General features: G+C 69.7%; 6 protein-coding genes. 4 read left to right on the top strand and 2 right to left on the bottom strand.

What is annotated here, in order from left to right:
* Nucleotides 1-16: 16 nt before the first annotated feature.
* The 4 genes from G6N30_RS19580 (at nt 17) to G6N30_RS19565 (ending at nt 3,930) form a co-directional block, all read left to right on the top strand.
* A complete protein-coding gene (locus G6N30_RS19580) occupies nt 17-940 on the top strand; it encodes a TIGR03564 family F420-dependent LLM class oxidoreductase (protein WP_134058213.1) in 924 nt (307 codons plus the stop codon).
* A 75-nt stretch (nt 941-1,015) separates the two neighbouring features.
* Entirely contained in the window at nt 1,016-2,314 is a 1,299-nt protein-coding gene (locus G6N30_RS19575) for a sensor histidine kinase (RefSeq protein ID WP_134058211.1), read from the top strand.
* Nucleotides 2,311-2,958 (top strand): response regulator transcription factor, encoded by a 648-nt coding sequence (locus G6N30_RS19570; protein ID WP_134058209.1) that lies wholly within the window; start codon nt 2,311-2,313, stop codon nt 2,956-2,958. Before G6N30_RS19575 ends, G6N30_RS19570 begins: the two co-directional genes overlap by 4 nt.
* A gap of 60 nt (nt 2,959-3,018) precedes the next feature.
* The gene (locus tag G6N30_RS19565) at nt 3,019-3,930 is read left to right on the top strand and encodes a bifunctional helix-turn-helix transcriptional regulator/GNAT family N-acetyltransferase (RefSeq protein WP_134058207.1); all 912 of its coding nucleotides are present in this window, start codon (nt 3,019-3,021) and stop codon (nt 3,928-3,930) included.
* 50 nt (nt 3,931-3,980) lie between these two features.
* Here G6N30_RS19565 and G6N30_RS19560 read toward each other — a convergent pair whose 3' ends face one another.
* Nucleotides 3,981-5,816 carry an acyl-CoA dehydrogenase gene (locus G6N30_RS19560; protein WP_134058205.1) on the bottom strand — a complete coding sequence of 612 codons (1,836 nt, stop codon included), beginning with the start codon at nt 5,814-5,816 and terminating at the stop codon, nt 3,981-3,983.
* A gap of 276 nt (nt 5,817-6,092) precedes the next feature.
* Entirely contained in the window at nt 6,093-17,084 is a 10,992-nt protein-coding gene (locus G6N30_RS19555) for a type I polyketide synthase (RefSeq protein ID WP_134058203.1), read from the bottom strand.
* Between the last annotated feature and the right edge of the window lie 213 nt (nt 17,085-17,297).

The following is a 17,297-nucleotide window of genomic DNA, read 5'->3' as shown; positions in this document are numbered from 1 at the left end:
ACGTAGCGTGGGCAGCATGCAGATCAGCATTCTCGGATCCCTCAGCGGCGGCGGCGATCTGTCCGCCGTCGACGCCACTGTTCGCCAGCTCGCCGAGTACCGCGACGAGGGCTTCGGCCGGGTCTGGCTGAGCCAGCTGCCCTATGAACCCGATCTCCTCACCGTGCTGGCCGTCGCGCTGCGCGAGGTCGACACCATCGAGGTGGGCACCGGGGTCCTGCCGATCCACAACCAGCATCCGATGCTGCTGGCGCAGCGAGCGCTGACCCTGACCCTCATCGGTGACGGCCGATTCCTTCTCGGCCTCGGCCTGAGTCACCGCATGGTGACCGAAGGCATGTGGGGTGTCTCCTGGGACCGTCCGGTGCGCCGCATGCGGGAGTACCTGGACGGACTGCAGCCGCTGCTCGACGGCCAGGCCGCCGATGCGACCGGCGAGATCGTGACCACGCGCGGCGCACTCCAGTTCCGGGCGCCGACGCCGCCGGTGTACCTCGCCGCGCTGGGTCCGCAACTGCTGCGGCTGGCCGGTCGCCGCACGGCGGGGACGCTGACGTGGATGACGGGGGTCACGACGCTCGCCGAGCACGTCGGACCCACGATCCGCCAGGCCGCCGCGGACGCGGGGCGCGCCGACGGCGACGTCCGGGTGGTCGCCGCGCTACCGGTCAGCGTCACCGACGACGTCGACGGCCTGCGGGCTCAAGCCGCTCGGCAGTTCGCGATCTACGGGCAGCTGCCGTCGTACCGGGCGATGCTCGACCGCGAGGGATTCGCGGGACCGGAGGACGCCGCGATCATCGGGGACGAGGACACCGTGAGGCAGCGGCTGGACGATGTGCGCGCGGCCGGGGTCGACGAGTTCGTCGGGGCGGTCTTCGATGCCTCAGCGGAGGGCCGTGCCCGTACGCGCGCGCTGCTGCGGAGCATCGGCGCCTGACCCTCAGGGGTGTGGACAGCCGCACCTCGAATCGGCCGGGCACCACGATGGAACCCGGCCCGCGGTGCGCGCACGATGGTTCCCGTGACCACGACCACGACCACGACCGCGCCCTCGGTCTCACCGGACCTGACCCGAACCGTCCTCGTCCCGCTGCGGGCGCCCGCTTGGCGGACCTACCTGTACTTCGTGTCGGTCAGCATCCTCGCCGTCGTCGGCGTGGTGTACCTCTTCGTCACGGGTCTGGCGTCCGGTCTGCTGATCCTCACGGTGATCGGGATTCCGTTGCTCGCCGTGGTCGTGCTGAGCGGCCGTGCGTGGAACGAGCTGTACCGGTGGCTGGCCAGGTTGACCGGCGTGACGATCGAGGGGCCCGCGTCGTTCAGGCGGCCGCCGGGCGGCAGGCTGCATGCCGTCGCGGCCGCACTGACCGACGCGGTCGGGTGGCGGAGCCTGGGCTTCCTGGCGCTGTGCGCGGTCGTCATGACGCCGGTCGGTTACGCCGTGATCGTCGGCCTGGTGGCGTGCACGACGCTGGTGGCCTCACCCGTCGTGTGGTTGGCAGTCGGCGAGCCCGTCGTCTCGTTCGGCGAGCCCGTGGACTCGCTCGCGCTGTACCTGCTGCTCGCCGTCGGCGGAATGCTGGGGCTCTACCTGCTGGGCTGGCTGATGCTGGGACTGAGCAGGGCGCACCTGTGGCTGGCGGGAACGCTGCTCGGGCCGACCGAGCAGCAACGCCGGGTTGGGCAGCTGGAGCGGGCCCGGGACGGCGTCGTCGACGAGTCGGCGGCCACGCTGCGTCGCGTCGAGCGCGATCTGCACGACGGTACGCAGGCGCGGCTGCTCACCGTGGCGATGGCGCTGGCCCGTGCCGAAGAGCATCTCGCGTCATCGGATGTCAGCGGCGCCCGCCACCTGGTGTCCGACGCGCTGGCCAACACCAGGGACACCCTCACCGAGCTGCGGGATCTGGTTCGCGGAATCCGGCCGCCCGCACTGGATCTCGGCCTGGGCCCGGCGGTGCAGACGCTGGCCGCCCGCCATCCGGTGCCCGTCGAGGTCTCCGTCGACCTGGGGGTTCGGCCGTCGATCGGGGTGGAGACCATGGCCTACTTCTGCGTCGCCGAGCTGCTGGCCAACGTGTCGAGGCATTCGGGTGCCGGGCACGCCGCCGTGCGCATCCACAGCGATCCGGACGAGTTGCGGATCGTCGTCACCGACGACGGGTCCGGTGGTGTCGACGTCGCCAACGGCTCCGGCCTGACCGGTCTGCGCGACCGGCTCGCGATGCTGGACGGTCGGCTCGACATCGACAGTCCGGCCGGCGGCCCGACGACCGTCACCGTGACGGTGCCGCCGGGAGCCGGACAGTGACGCGGCTGGTCATCGCGGAGGACAGCGCGATCCTGCGCGACGGACTGGCCCAGCTGCTGCTCGAGCGGGGCCATGAGGTGGTGGCCAGGGTCGGCTCGGCCGATGAGTTGCTCGACGCGGTGCGCGAACACGCCCCGGACGTCGCCGTGGTCGACATCCGGATGCCGCCGACCCACACTGACGAGGGCCTGGTCGCCGCCGTCGCGCTGCGTCGCTCGCATCCCAAGGTCGGGGTGCTCGTGTTCTCGCAATGGGTGGAGACCCGGTATGCGACCGAACTGCTCGCCGGACATCCCGAGGGAGTGGGTTATCTCCTCAAAGACCGGGTGACCGACATCGCCGAGTTCGACGCGGCGGTCCGGCGGGTGGCAGCCGGGGGTACCGCGCTCGATCCCGAGGTGGTGCGCCAGTTGATTGGCAACCGGAGTGTCTCCGTCGCCTTGGATCGGCTGACGCCGCGCGAGCGGGAGGTGCTGGCCATGATGGCGGAGGGGCACTCGAACAGTGCGCTGGCGCAGCGCCTTTCGATCACCGAACGCGCCGTGGAGAAACACGTGTCGGCGATCTTCGCGAAACTCGAACTGCCGCCGTCGCAGGCCCACCACCGCCGCGTCCTGGCCGTCGTGGCCTACCTGAACGCCTGAGTGCAAGGCGGCCGGTGAAAAAGGTTGACCGAAGCAACGAGTTGGTTGACACTGTCAACTATGGCCGAGGTGGTGTCGCAGGTCCGTGAGTTCAACCGCTTCTACACGAAAGTGATCGGGGTGCTCCAACCCGATCTGGTTGGCTCGCGCTTCACGCTGACCGAGGCGCGGGTGCTCTACGAGATCGCCCACACCAGCGACATCGCGGTGGCGGACCTTCGTGTGCGGCTCGGCCTCGACCCGGGGCACTTGAGCCGGCTGCTGTCGGCGTTCGAGGCCCGCGCACTGATCGAGCGGGAGGTCTCCACCACCGATCGCCGGCGTCAGCTGGTGCGGCTCACCGAGGAGGGGCGCGCGGCCTTCGCCGAACTGGACGCCAAGCAGGTCGCGGCGATCGGCGATCTGCTCGCCGAGCTGTCGCCTGCCGACCGCGAGCAGCTCACCGCAGCGATGTCGGTGATCCAGGAGAAGCTCGGACATCGCACTGGCGGAACGGGTCTCGTCTTGCGCGCCCCCGAACCCGGGGACCTCGGGTGGGTGGTCGAGCGGCACGGCGAACGCTACTGCGCGGAGTACGGCTGGGGTGCCGACTTCGAGGCGGTGGTGGCCAGGATCGTGGCCGACTTCGCCGACGCCCGCGACCCGCGCAGCGCGGCGTGGATCGCCGAGATCGACGGGCGCCGGGCCGGATCCGTGTTCTGCACGCCGGCCGCCGAAGGCGGCACCGCGCAGCTGCGGCTGCTTCTGGTCGAACCGTGGGCGCGCGGGGCGGGAGTCGGTTCACGTCTGGTCGACGAGTGCCTCCGGTTCGCCCGGCGGGCCGGTTACCGGCGAATCATGTTGTGGACGAACGACGTTCTCACCGCGGCCCGGCGCATCTACGATCGGGCCGGGTTCACCCTGGAACGCAGCGAAGCACACGATCATTTCGGTGAAGATCTGATCGGGGAGTACTGGTCACAGGAGCTGTGACACCACGCAAGAGGCCCCCGCCGTAGCGGGGGCCTCGAGCGTGAAAGGGATCAGAACGCGGCTTCGTCGAGCTCCATGATCTCGTTGTCGAGGTTCTCGACGACCTGACGGGTGCTGGTGAGCAACGGCAGGAAGTTCTTCGCGAAGAACGACGCCACGGCGAGCTTGCCCTCGTAGAAGGCCTTCTCCTCGCCGGTCGCGCCGGCATCGAGAGCGTCGATGGCCACGGCGGCCTGCTTCTGCAGCAGCCAGCCGATGACCAGATCGCCGACGCTCATCAGGAACCGCACCGAGCCGAGGCCGACCTTGTAGACGTTCTTCGGATCCTCCTGCGAGGACATCAGGTATCCGGTCAGCGAGGCCGCCATCGCCTGCACGTCGGTCAGGGCGGTCGCCAGCAGGGCACGCTCGGCCTTCAGCCGGCCGTTGCCGGTCTCGGACTTGACGAACTCCTCGATCTGCCCGGCCACGTGCGCCAGCGCCACACCCTTGTCGCGGACGATCTTGCGGAAGAAGAAGTCCTGCGCCTGGATGGCGGTGGTGCCCTCGTAGAGCGAGTCGATCTTCGCGTCGCGGATGTACTGCTCGATCGGGTAGTCCTGCAGGAAGCCGGAACCACCGAAGGTCTGCAGCGATTCGGTCAGCTTGGCGTAGGCCTGCTCGGAGCCGACGCCCTTGACGATCGGCAGCATCAGGTCGTTGACCTTGAGTGCGAGGTCGCCGTCGACGCCGTGCACTGCCTGTGCGACCGCGACGTCCTGGTAGGTGGCGGTGAACAGGTACAGCGCGCGCAGACCCTCGGCGTAGGCCTTCTGGGTCATCAGCGACCGGCGGACGTCCGGGTGGTGCATGATCGACACGCGCGGCGCGGTCTTGTCCGTCATCTGGGTCATGTCGGCGCCCTGGATGCGCTCCTTGGCGTACTCGAGCGCATTGAGGTAACCGGTCGACAGGGTCGCAATCGCCTTGGTGCCCACCATCATCCGGGCCTGCTCGATGACGTCGAACATCTGCGCGATGCCGTTGTGCACCTCGCCGACGAGCCAGCCCTTGGCGGGTACGCCGTGCTGGCCGAAGGTCAGCTCACAGGTGGCCGAGACCTTCAGACCCATTTTGTGCTCGACGTTGGTGACGAACACGCCGTTGCGCTCACCGAGTTCACCGGTCTCGAAGTCGAAGAGGTACTTCGGCACGAAGAACAGCGACAGACCCTTGGTGCCGGGGCCTGCGCCCTCGGGGCGGGCCAGCACCAGGTGGAAGATGTTCTCGAACAGATCGTCGGAGTCGGCGGAGGTGATGAAGCGCTTCACCCCGTCGATGTGCCAGGAGCCGTCGTCCTGCTTGACGGCCTTGGTGCGGCCTGCGCCCACGTCGGAGCCGGCGTCCGGCTCGGTCAGCACCATGGTGGCGCCCCAGCCGCGCTCGGCGGCGAAGACCGCCCACTTCTTCTGCTCTTCGGTGGCGTTGTGCGCGAAGATCTGGCCGAAGGCGGCGCCGCCGGCGTACATCCACACGGCGGGGTTGGCGCCGAGGATGTGCTCGTTGAGCGCCCACAGCAGAACCTTCGGTGCGGGCACGCCGCCGAGTTCCTCGTCGAGGCCGACCTTGTCCCAGCCGCCTTCGATGGTGGCGCGCACCGATTTCTTGAAGGACTCGGGCAGCGTCACCGAGTGGGTCTTGGGGTCGAAGACCGGCGGATTGCGGTCACCGTCGGTGAACGATGCGGCGATCGGTCCCTCCGCCAGGCGAGCCATCTCGCCGAGCATCTCGCGGGCCGTGTCGGCGTCCAGATCGCTGTACTCGCCCTGTCCGAGCGCCTTGTCGACGCCGAGGACCTCGAACAGGTTGAAGACCTGGTCACGGACGTTGCTCTTGTAGTGGCTCACGTTGCCTCCTCGATGAGAAATGCCACCTGCGGTTGGGTACTGCGGTGCAAGTTACCCACCAGTAACTGTGGCCGACTATACCCATCAGTAACTTCAACTCAAACACCCCGCGAGCAATTCCTCCCGGTCGGGTAACCACCTGGTTGGTCGACGCACCCGAATCACCAGTTGACACGTGTCTGACCGGCGGTTTCGACGTGATGTGAAATCCATCACGCCGGACCGCGAACGCCTCCCGGCCGGCCCGCACGACCGTCAGCACACGCCCGCGCGTGGTCAGTGAGCCGCCGCCGGTGCGGCCTGCTGGGCCGGTTGGGCGGCCTCAGCCGGCACCGGTTCCGCATCGGGCAGCTGGCCCACCAGGTACTCGGCCAGCCCACCGATGGTCGGGTAGTCGAACACCGCGGTCGCGTTGATCGTGAACGCGCCGCCGAACTGACTGTGCAACCGGTTACGGAGTTCGATCGCCATCAGCGAATCGGTTCCGAGGTCGAGGAAGCGACTTGTCGCGGCGGGCGGCTGCGCGAGCCGAAGGAAGTTCTGCACCTCCCGCTGGAGGAATTCGGTGACGAAACCGGCACGCTGGGCGACGGGGATCTCCTGGAGTTGCCGGAGCAGCTCACTGTCGCCGGCCGCCTCGCCGGCGGCACTGGGCAGCACGAGGTCGAGGATCGGCGGACGGGAGGCACCCAGCAGCTTCGCGGCGCGCTGCCAGTTGGCCTTCACGACGGTGGCCTGCGCGGTGCCGCTCGCGACGACCTCTGCCAGTGCGCTCAGCGCGGCCTTGGGATCCAACGGCGCCAGGCCCTGCGCGCTGATGTTGGCGGTCGCGGCCTCCGAGGACGCCATCCCGCCCGCGGCCCAGGGCCCGAAGTTCACGCCCGTGGCCGGCAGGCCCTGCGCCCTCCTGTGTGCCACCAGTCCGTCGAGCAGCGCGTTGGCCGTCGCGTAGTTGGCCTGGCCGGGTGAACCCAGCACGCTGGACACCGAGGACGACACGATGAAGAAGTCCAGATCGTCGTCCCGGGTGAGATGGTCCAGATGGCAGGCCCCGAAAGCCTTGGGCGCCAACGTCGTCTGGAACCGTTCCAAGCTCTGCTGGGACAGCAGCGCATCGTCGAGGACGCCGGCCAGGTGCGCCACCCCCGCCAGTGGCGGCAGTTCGGCGCGGATGCGCTCCAGCAGATCCGCGACCTGAGCCTCCTCGCCGACATCGGCGGGGTAGACGTGGATACGGCACTTGTAGCGCTCGGTGATCTCGGCGATGGCCTGCCGTTGGTTCGCGTCGGGTTCGCGGCGGCTGGTCAACACGAGGTCACCGGCACCGAGTTGGGCGAGGTAGGACGCCGTGTGCAGGCCGATCGCACCGAGTCCACCGGTGATCAGGTAGCTGCGATCCGGACGCGGCTGCAGCGGGTTGGGTATCTGCAACACGATCTTGCCGATGTGCCGCGCCTGCTGCATGCGCCGGAATGCGGCCCTGGCCTCGGTCAACGGATAGATCTCGGCCGGCAGTGGCGCCCACTCACCCTTGCCCAGCCCGTCCGACACCTCGCCGAGTAGTCCACGGATGCGTTCGGGTTCCAGCAGGGTCACCGTGTCCAGCGCAACGATCTCGTAGGCGATGTCGGGCCGGGCCGCGGTCATCTGTTCGGTCGTCCAGATGTCGCGCTTGGCGATCTCGGCGAACCGACCGTTCCGGGCGGTGGCCCGCACGGTCGCTTCGATGAACCCCTCGTTGGTCAGGCTGTTGAGCACCACGTCGACCCCGGCACCGTCGGTGTCTGCCAGAATCTGGTCGGCGAAATCCGTTGTGCGCGAGTCGTAGACATACTCCACACCCATCTCGCGCAGGGTCGCGCGTTTGAAGGTGCTGGCGGTCGCGAAGACGGTGGCGCCGTGTTGCTGCGCCATCTGGATCGCGGCCAGGCCCACCCCGCCGCTGGCGGCGTGAATGAGCACTTTGTCTCCGGGTTCGAGCTGCGCCCAGTCGAAGGCCAGGCGCGCCGTCAACGCCGCGGCCGGGATGGTGGCGGCCTCCACCGCGCTCACGCCGTCCGGGATCGGGGCCAGCAACTGGGCCGGCACGTTGAACCGGCTGGCGAAAGCGCCCTGCATGAACCCGTAGACGCGCTGGCCGACCTCGAGGTCGGTGACACCGCCGCCCAGTTGCGTGACGACGCCGGCGAAGTCACCGCCGATGGGACCGGGGTCGCCCGGGTAGAGGCCGAGGACGTTGAGCACATCCCGGAAGTTCAGACCCGCGGCCTCGACCCGCACCTGGACGTACCCCTCGGCGGGCGAGGGCACCTCCGCCTCCGTCAGTCGCAGGTTGTCGATCGCGCCGCGCTCGGTGGGGGCGAGGACGTAGTCGCCGCCGCGGGGGACCGTGAGATGACCGCTGCGCGCCCAGGGCAACAGCCTCGACGCGAGCAGCTTTCCCTGCCGCAGTGCGAGTTCCGGCTCGTCGACCGGCGTGGCCAGCAGATCGGCAAGCACCTGTACGGCCTTCGTCGACCCGTCGCAGTCCACCAGCCGGCAGCGCAGCGCCGGCTCTTCGTTGATCGTGGTGCGGCCGAAACCCCAGACGGCGGCCTGCACCGGGTCGACCGGCTCGCCGGATTCGGTGGCCACCGCCCGCTCGGTGACGATCCACAGACCGCCCGGCAGCTTGACCTCGCCGCGCTGCACGGTGTGCACGGCGCTCAGCAGGTGGGCGACTTCCGACTCGATCCGCGTGGCGACGTCGTCGCCCGTTGCGGCGCAACGCCACACGACCCCGTCGAACGGCAGACCGCGCTCATGGGCGTCCGAGAGCAGCCGGCCCAGGAGTTCCGGATCGGTGTTCCGGTCGAACGGGACACAGCCCGGAACCGTCGCGGCCAATTCGCCGAATCCGGCGATCAACCAGGTGCCGTTGGGTGCGGAGCTGTCGAGGCCGGTCTGCGATGCGGGCACCTCATGCCAGCCGACGGTGTACAGCAGTCGGGTGGCGTCGCCACCGAGACCGCGCAGCAGCGCCTCGCGCGGTGCGCGTTTGACCGTGAACTCGCGGATACCGCCGAGCGGCCGGCCATCCCGGCTGACGAAATCGAGGTCGAAGACCTGTGTCTCGTTGTCGAGTTCGTTGCGATGCCACCTCGCGCGGCAGTAGAACCGCCGGGGCATCTTCTCGGTCAGCGTCACCTGTCCGTACCGCAACGGCAGGAACAGATCCTCCACGCCCTGCTCGGCGGCGAGCAGGGCCGGGAACGCCGGGAACGCGACGCCGGTGCACAGGTCCATCAGCACCGGATGCATCGGCTCGGTCCCCAGTTGGTCGGCGAGTTCGTCGCCGACCAGGATGTCGCCGATCGCCTCACCCTCGCCCAGCCAGAGCGACTTGAGGGAACCCGACCAGGACGGCCCCCACGCCAGTTCCATGTCGGCGAACGTCTCGAACAGTTCCTGCGGACGCAGGCGGCTGCACCGTTCGACCGCCTCGTCGACCGGGTCGTCGGCGGTGTCGGTGAGGTCACCGGCGCCGGACAGGACGGTGCCGTCGGCGTTCAGCGACCATTCGGCGTCCCGCACCCCGTACGGGCGGCTGTGCACCTGGAAGGTCCATTCGGCGCCGTCCTGCCCCGGGTGCAGCGTCAGCTGAACTTCGCGGGAGCTCCTCTCGGGCAGGATGATCGGCTCGTAGAAGAAGACGTCCTTGACGTGTGCGGGGGTTCCGACCGCGGCCAGCGCCATCGCGGCGTACGTCGCGCCGGGCACGACGACCGTGCCGTAGATGACGTGGTCAGCCAGCCACGGCTGCGATTTCACCGACAGCCGGCTGGTGTAGACGCAGTCACCCGAGGCCAGATCCTTGGCGCTGCCGAGGATGCCCGACGCCGCGGGGCCGTCCACGGTGATCGAGGAGGTCTTGGGCCAGAAGCGGCGACGCTGGAACGGATACGTCGGCAGTTCGAGCCGGCGCCGTGGGCGGGGATGCAGAGCGGCGAAATCGGGCCGATGCCCGCCGACATAGGTCGCGGCCAGCGCGTCGGCGATCTGCCGCCGGTCGGCGACGCCTTTGCGCAGTGACGCGACTGCCCGGGGCGGGGCCAGATGTTCCGGCCACACCTGCACCGCTGCGCCGGTCAGCACCGGTTGCGGGCCGATCTCCATCAGCACCGAGCAGCCGAGCGCGGCCACGGTGCGGATGCTCTCGGCGAACTGCACCGGCTGGCGGGAATGGCGCCGCCAGTACGCGGCGTCGAGCGGGGTTTGGGCGGTGAGCACGGCGCCGGTGCGGTTGCAGACCAACGGCAGCGTGGGGGCCGCGAAATCGAAACGCGCTGCGTAGGACTCGAACTCGTCGAGCACCGGTTCCAGCAGTTCGGAGTGGAAGGCGTGGCTGGTGTCGAGCCAGGTGCAGCGGAGCCCTTCGTCGGCGAACCTGGAGACGATCTGCTCGAGGTCCTCGCCCGGACCGGACAGTGCCGTGTTCGGGCCGTTGTAGGCGGCGACCGAAACCCGCGGGAAATCGCCGGCCACCTCCTCGACGTGCTTGGCGTCGGTGAACACCGCGACCATCCGGCCGCCCTCGGGCAGGCTGCCGAACATCCGGCCGCGTTCGGCCATCAGCCGTGCGCCGTCCTCGAGGCTGAACACCCCGGCCACACACGCCGCCGCGTACTGGCCCACACTGTGGCCGAGCACCACGTCGGGTTCGACACCCCGCGACCGCCACAACCGGGCCAGGCCCATCTCGACGGCGAACAGTGCCGGCTGGGCATACGACGTGTGCCGCAACAGCTCGCCGGTCTCGCGATCGGTGGCGAACAGCACCTCGAGCAACGGGCGCGGCAGCATGTCGGCGACCGCATCGGCGCACCGCGTGACGGTCTCGGCGAAAACCGGTTCGGCGGTGAACAACTCCCGTGCCATCCCCGGGTACTGGCTGCCCTGCCCGGTGAACAACCAGGCCGTCATCGGATGGTTGGTGTGTTCGCCGCGCACGACACCCGGCCGCGTGCGGTTCTCGGCGAGGTCGGCCAGACCGTGGCGCGCGGCCTCGACCGAATCGACGACCATCGCGGCGCGGTGCTCGAAGTGCGATCGGCCGGCACCGGCGGTGAGGCACACGTCGGCGATGTCGGCATCGGGGTGGGCGCTCAACCAGGATTCATAACGTTGCGCCAACGTCACCAGCGCTTCCGGTGACCGTGCGGACAGCGCGAGTACGCCGATCGGCTGCGATTCGGACGCCTCGTCGGTGGACGCCTCGAGGTCCGCCGGAGCCTCCTCGACCAGCACGTGTGCGTTCGTGCCGGTGAACCCGAAGGAACTCACACCGGCGCGCCGCGGTCTGCCGTTGGGCTGCCACGGAGTCGCCTTGTCCACGACCCGTACCGGGAGCGAGTCCCACGGAATGTGCGGTGAGGGATTGTCGAAGTGCAGGCTCTGCGGCAGCACTCCGTGCTGCAGCGACAACACCACCTTGATCAAACCGGCTGCGCCAGAGGCTGATTCGAGGTGACCGATGTTCGTCTTGACCGATCCCATCAGCAACGGCCGGTCCGCGTCACGTGCCGCGCCGTAGACGGCCGCGGCCGCCTGCACCTCGATCGGATCACCCAGCGGAGTGCCGGTGCCGTGGGCCTCGAGGTAGTCGACGTCGCCGCCCGTCAGCCCGGCGCGGGCGAGCACCGATCCGATGAGCCGTTGCTGCGCACCGCCGTTGGGCACCGTCAAGCCGCTCGACGCGCCGTCCTGGTTGACCGCGCTGCTCGGGATGACCGCACAGACCCGATCGCCGTCGCGGACGGCGTCGCTGAGCCGCTTGAGGACCAGCACGCCACAGCCCTCGCTGCGCACGTATCCGTCGGCGGAGGCGTCGAAGGTCTTGCACCGCCCGACCGGCGAGAGCATCCTCGCCCGGGACGCGGCGACGACGGTCACCGGGCTGAGCAGGACGTTCACCCCGCCCGCCAACGCCATGTCGCAGTCACCGGAATGCAGGGCCTGGCAGGCCTGGTGGACGGCCACCAGCGCCGAACTGCACGCGGTGTCGATCGCCACGGCAGGCCCCTCGAACCCGAGCGCGAAGGCCACCCGGCCGGAGATCGCGTTGAGCGCATTGCCGGTGATGAAGTGGGGTTCGATCTTGTCGATCGACTCCGCCGACAGCAGGTGTGCGTACTCGTTGGCGGCCACGCCCACGAACACCCCGGTGCGGCTGCCACGCAGTTCTCCCGGCGAGTACCCGGCGCGTTCGAGCCCTTCCCAGACCGTTTCGAGCATCAGCCGCTGCTGCGGTTCGATCCACACCGCCTCGCGCGGCGAGATCCCGAAGAACTCAGGGTCGAATCCGTCTATGCCGTCGAGGAATCCGCCCCATCGGGTGTACGTCTTGCCGGGGCTGTCGGGGTCCGGATCGTAGAACTCGTCGATGTCGAACCGGTCGTCCGGAACTTCGCGGATGGCGTCGACACCGTTCGACAACACGTCCCAGAACGCCTCGGGGTCGGGTGCGCCGGGGAACCGGCACGACACGGCGACGACGGCGATGGGTTCGTCGGTGCGAGCAGTCGCCGCCGCGGGTCGCGCCGCCGGCTCGGGAGCCGGCTCGCTGAGCCCCAGCACCTCGCCGAGCAGGTAGTCGGCCACGTCGGACAACCGCGGATGGTCCATCACCAGCGTGATCGGTATCTCGGCGCCGACTCCCTGTTCGATGCGGCGGCGCAGTTCGACGGCCATCAGAGAGTCCATGCCGAGGTCGAAGAACCCGGCATCCTCCCGGATCTCCGCCGTGTCGACGCGGGTCACCTCGGCGACCGCGTCGCGCAGGTAGTCGGTGAGCAGCCGCTTGCGTTGCTGCACCGGAGCATCGGTGAGTCGCTCCACCAGCTGGGTCTTTCCGGACGGTGTCGCCGCCGGCGCAGCGGCCGTGAGGGCGGCGGGCACTTCACGCTCGAGTTCCGCCAGGAATGCCCGCCTGCCCGCCTGCTGATACAGGGGCAGGAAACGGGCCCAGTCGATGCGCGCCACGACTCCCTGCGCCGCACCCGGCGCGTCGGCGGCCGCCACGACATCGGCCAGACCCGCCAGCGCATCGGCAGGTGTCAGCGTCCGGATTCCGCGCTGATCCAGCCGTGCCCGGGCGTCCGCGTCGGCCATCCCGGCCGACCAGGGACCGAAGTTGACGCTGGTCCCGCGGATGCCCTGCTCGCGCAGCCGCCAGGCCAGCCCGTCGAGGAACGCGTTCGCCGCGCCGTAGGCGGTCTGACCGAATCCGCCCCACACCGAGGCGATCGACGAGGTGTTGACGAAGAAGTCGAGCCGCAGGTCGACCGCGGCCTCGCTCAGATGCCACGCACCCCAGACCTTTCCGGCGAAGACGCGGTCCACTTCGTCCTGGCCCAGACTGCCCAGCGCGGTGGTGCCCATCTCGCCCGCGGCATGCACGATGCCGGCCAGTGGCGGCAGCTCGGCGTCCACGGTGGCCAACAGGCGCGCGACGTCGTGCGCATCGGCGACATCGGCGGTGAGCACCCGGATGTCGCAGCCGTGCTGGGCGCTCAGCGCATCGATGCGCTGCTGCGCGGTCTCGCCGGGCGCCCGCCGGCTGGTCAGTACCAGGTGGGCGGCGCCGTGCCCGGCCAGGTATCCGGCGACCTCCAGCCCGATCGCCCCGAGCCCGCCGGTCACGAGATACGTTGCGTCCGTGCGCAGGTGCAGCGGTGTGCCGCTCGGCTGCCCGGCGCGCCGGACCAGCCGGGGGACGTAGACGGCGTGTTCGCGCAGCGCGATCTGGTCTTCCCTGACGTCGGAGTCGCGTGGCGCGCTGATCCGGTTGACGAGTCGGGACCATTCGTCGGTGGTGCCGTCGGCGAGGTCGGCGAGGCCACCCCACAGATGCGGGAACTCCAGTGCCGCGGCGCGCCCGAATCCCCACAGGCAGCTCTGATCCGGCGCCACGGTGTCGGAGTCCACGACGCGCTGTGCGCCACGGGTGACCACCCAGAGGGGCGCCCTCAGCTCGGCGGCGGCCGCGGCGCGCAGGACACGCTGTGTGCCGCCCAGGATCCGGTGCTGCATCCGCAACAGCGACCGCATGGTGGGGGTGGATGCCGGGCCCAGTGCCGCGATGTGCAGGATGCGCAGGCTGTCGTCGGCTGCGGCTGCGCGCAACGTGTCCGCGAGGTGCGCCTCGTCGGCGTCCGAGGCCGGCAGACCGACGATGCGGTGCCGGTGGCCGCGGGCGGTCAGCAGGTCGATCAGCGACCGGGCGGAATCGGTGTCGTCGCCGACGATGATCCATGTCGATGCGCTTTCGGCGCCGGACGATGCCGCGGCGAGCGCTTCCCAGTGGATCTCGTAGCGGTCGTCGGCAATGGACTGCGTCGTGCGCTGCTGGTTGTGTTGCGCCGCAAGTCTCGTCAGCACATCGAGCGTCTGCTGATCGCCGCTGGTCCCGCCGAGAAGCGTGGCGAGTTCCTCGATCCGGCCGTCTTCGAGGAGGCGGACCGCCTCGGTGCGTGCGGCCGAAGCCCTCGGTGCGTCGCGATCGCTGCGGCCGGCGTCCGCATCGCCGTCCCGGTTGTCGGAGAACCAGTACTGCCGGTGCTCGAACGGATAGGTGGGCAAGTCGAGCTTGCGCGCATCCGGCCGTCGCAGAGCGGCGAAGTCGGGCAGATTGCCCAGCACGTAGGCGTCGGCGAGGGCTTCGGTGATCTGCCGGTGGTCGGCGGTGTTGCGGCGCATCGACGCGATCGCCCGCGGCGCGGTGGCGGGGTCGGGCCACGCCGCCAGGGCGGCAGCGGTGAGCACCGGTCGCGGCCCGATCTCCAACAGCACCTTGCAGTTCAGCTCGGCGAGCGTACGCACGCTCTTGGCGAACTCCACCGGTTGGCGCGCGTGCCTGCGCCAGTAGGGACCGTCGAGCTTCACGTTCCTGCCCAGGGCGGCGCCGGTGCGGTTGTCGATCAGGATCCGCTGTGGCGGGCCGAATTCGAACTGGTCTGCGTACGACTCGAAATCGTCGAGGATCGGGTCGAGCAGCGCGGAATGGAAGGCGTGGCTGGTGTCGAGCCAGTCGCAGCGAACGCCGCCGGCCGAGAGGCCGGCGATCGCTGCCGCCAGATCGTCGGCGGGGCCGGACAGGACGGTGTTGGCGCCGTTGTAGGCGGCGACCGACAGCGTCGGGTACTGGTCGGTCAGGCTCTCGACGCGCTCGGCGGCGGTGAACACCGCGACCATTCGGCCACCGGCGGGCAGGCTGCCGAAGAGACGGCCACGTTCGGCCATCAGCCGCGCGCCGTCCTCGAGGCTGAACACGCCCGCGACGCACGCCGCCGCGTACTGGCCGACGCTGTGGCCGAGTACCACGTCGGGTTCGAACCCCCACGACTGCCAGAGGCGGGCCAGGCCCAGCTCGACCGCGAACAGGGCGGGCTGGGCGTAGGAGGTCAGCCGTAGCGTGTCCTCGCCGTCCGAGCCGTCCACCTCGAAGATCGCGTCGAGCAGCGGCTTTTCGAGCACGTCGGCGACGGCATCCGCGCAGCGGTTCAGGGTCTCGGCGAACACCGGCTCGGTGTGGAACAGCTCCCGCGCCATCCCGGGGTACTGGCTGCCCTGACCGGTGAACAGCCACGCCGTCTTCGGCCTGTCGTGGGACTCGCCGCGCACCAGACCCGGCGCCGGGCGGTCGTCGGCGAGCGCGCCGAGCAGGTCGTCGGCCGCTTCCAGCGAGTCGACCACCAATGCGGCCCGGTGCTCCAGGTGCGCCCGGGCCGACCCGGCGGTGAAGCACAGGTCGGCAAGGCCGGCCTCCGGGTGCGCGCGTAACCAGGTGCGGTACCGATCGGCGACCTGGGCCAGCGCGGCCGGCGTGCGTGCCGAGAGCGGGAGGACGCTGAACCGCCGAGGGCCGGGGTGTTCGGTCAGATCAGTTGTGGCAGTCGCTTGATCGGGTGCCTGGGGAGCCTCTTCGAGCAGGACGTGCGCGTTCGTCCCGGCGAAACCGAACGAACTGACCCCCGCGATGCGGGGCCGGCCGTTGCGCTCCCAGGGGATGGTCTCGGTGACGACCTCCACGGCAAGCCGGTCCCACGGGATGTGCGGCGAGGGGTTCTCGAAGTTGAGGTGCTTGGGCAGGGTCTGGTGCTCCAGCGACAGGATCACCTTGATGACCCCCGCGATGCCCGCCGCCGCCTCGAGGTGCCCGATGTTCGTCTTGGCCGATCCGATCAGCAGCGGTCGGCCGGGTTCGCGTCCGGCGCCGAGCACCGCACCGGCGGCCTGTGCCTCGATCGGGTCGCCCAGTGACGTCCCGGTCCCGTGCGCCTCCAGGTATCCGACGTCGGCGGGTTCGAGGCCGGCGCGGTGCAGCGCTTCGGCGATGACCCGTTGCTGAGCCACGCCGTTGGGCACCGTCAACCCACCCGAAGCGCCGTCCTGGTTGACGGCGCTGCCGCGGATCACCGCGCGGATGCGGTCGCCGTCGCGCACCGCGTCCTCGAGGCGTTTGATGACGATGACGCCGCAGCCCTCGCCGCGCACGTAGCCGTCCGCCGCCGCGTCGAAGGTCTTGCACCGGCCGTCGGGCGCCAGCATCCGTGCATTCGAGAACGTGATCATGGTGGCCGGGGTGAGCAGGGCGTTCGCGCCGCCGGCGAGCGCGATTTCGCACTCGCCGAGGGCCAGCGCCTGACACGCCTGATGAATTGCCACAAGTGACGAACTGCACGCTGTGTCCACGGCAACGGCCGGTCCCTGCAACCCCAGCCGGTAGCTGATTCGGCCTGCCGCTGCGGCATTCGAGGTGCCGATGGCCATGTAGGCCTCGATCTCGGAGTACGTCAGCTCGTCGGATGCCATTCCCAGGTAGTCGTGGGTGGCCAGACCGACGAACACACCGGTGTTGGTGTTCGCCAAATCCGTAGGCGCGGTGCCCGAATGCTCCACCGCGTGCCACGCCGTCTCGAGCAGGAGTCGATGCTGCGGGTCCATCATCCTGACTTCGCGGGTCGACATGCCGAAGAACGGCGCGTCGAATCCCGTCGGATCGTCGACGAAGCCCGCGCGACGGGTCACGACCTTGCCGGGCGTCCCGGGTTCCGGGTCGAAGAATTCGTCGACGTTCCAGCGGTTCTCGGGCACCTCGGAGATCGCGTCGCGGCCCTCGCGCAGCAGGTCCCAGTACGCATCGGCGTCCCGGGCGCCCGGGAACCGCGCCGCGTATCCGACGATGGCGAAGCGAGTGGCCGGCTCGTCCGGATGTGCGGCGGATCCCATAGCCGTTGTCGTCCTCCTGCGTTGTCGGTCAGATGACCCCGCGGGACACTAGTTGCGCCCGAAAATACAATTCCTCGACGCACACTATGGCATTGTGCTCGTGCGGCATACGGGATTCTGCTGCACGCGGCTCGGTCACGCTCGGCGACTGCGTCGGGACGAGGGTATGTTGATCCGGCAACGGCTGCCTGATCGAAAACTGCGGCGAGGCGG

This window comes from Mycolicibacterium litorale, from assembly GCF_010731695.1.
GTDB classification, from domain to species: domain Bacteria; phylum Actinomycetota; class Actinomycetes; order Mycobacteriales; family Mycobacteriaceae; genus Mycobacterium; species Mycobacterium litorale.
Note: the sequence above shows the minus strand (reverse complement) of the source record. Positions and strands in the feature narration are given on the sequence as shown.